We start from the raw sequence: 1046 nt of genomic DNA, 5'->3' as shown, positions 1-1046 counted from the left end.
CTGCGTCTGTCTATTCCAACCATGGATATCGATGGAATAGATGATAACGGGCCAGAAGGTGATGGCTTTGACTTAAACGGAGACGATGTTCACTTTATTGCTCACTCTTTAGGTACCTTTAACGGCATTCCATTTGTCGAAATCGCGAACCAAACCAGTAGAACTGAAGATAACATTGTGTCTGCAAACTTTTTAACGCCAGGTGGCAACATTGCACGACTAGCAGAGAATTCCCCAGTATTTGCGCCGGGTATACTGCTAGCATTGCAATCTGCTGCTGGTTTACAAAGAGGCGATGCAGACCTTGAGACCTTCCTTAACGTTCTTCAAGCGTCATTTGACTCTTTTGATCCAATTAACTTTGTAGGCAACTTGAGTAGCACCACTTCTACAACCAAAGCCTTATTTAGCGAAGTGGTTGGCGATGTATTTATTCCAAATAATGCATCTCCCGCTGTTGACGTTGTACAACCAGCGAATATCGGCTGCAACGCAAACCCATACGCCGGCATCTCGCTTGGTGAAGGTACAGCGGCTCCTCTAGCAGGGACAAGTCCACTGCAAACTGCTTCCGGTGCTGTAAGCATTGGAGACTCAACTGATGAAGCAAGCATTAACTTCATTCGTTTTGAGAGTGACAGTGGTGCTCTACACACGACCCCTGCAGCGGCAGCTTCCTCTGCTGAGGCACCTGCTTTTGCAGAGTTTGTTACACAAGCAGCATCTTTCGTATTAAATGACGGTGAAGAAATCACTGTTGGGGATAGTGACCTGATAGTCGACGCCGAATAAAATGTAAGGAAACTAAAAGCCTCCGGCCTAACACCCGGAGGNTTTTTTTGCCCTTAAACCTCATCACTAATTGAGCTAGCTCAACCCCCTCTTCCCAAACTCAAGTCATACTAAGCACGTCCAAACTCAATACCAGCCCGACTTCAAAGCCAAAAAGCCGGGAGTGCGCATTTGGAAATTGCTGACGTCTTACTCGACATCCTTATCATTCTTGTTGTCGCCAGGGTGCTTGGCGATATTTCTCGCTATTTTGG

At 46.5% G+C, this 1046-nt stretch carries 1 protein-coding gene; it reads left to right on the top strand.

The features are described 5' to 3' along the window. Positions 1-792, top strand: a 792-nt coding sequence (locus A3756_RS27030) for a hypothetical protein (RefSeq protein ID WP_197481103.1), incomplete at its 5' end; no start/stop codon positions are given. Positions 793-1046: the final 254 nt, after the last annotated feature.

Source organism: Oleiphilus sp. HI0086 (assembly GCF_001635225.1).
Note: the sequence above shows the minus strand (reverse complement) of the source record. Positions and strands in the feature narration are given on the sequence as shown.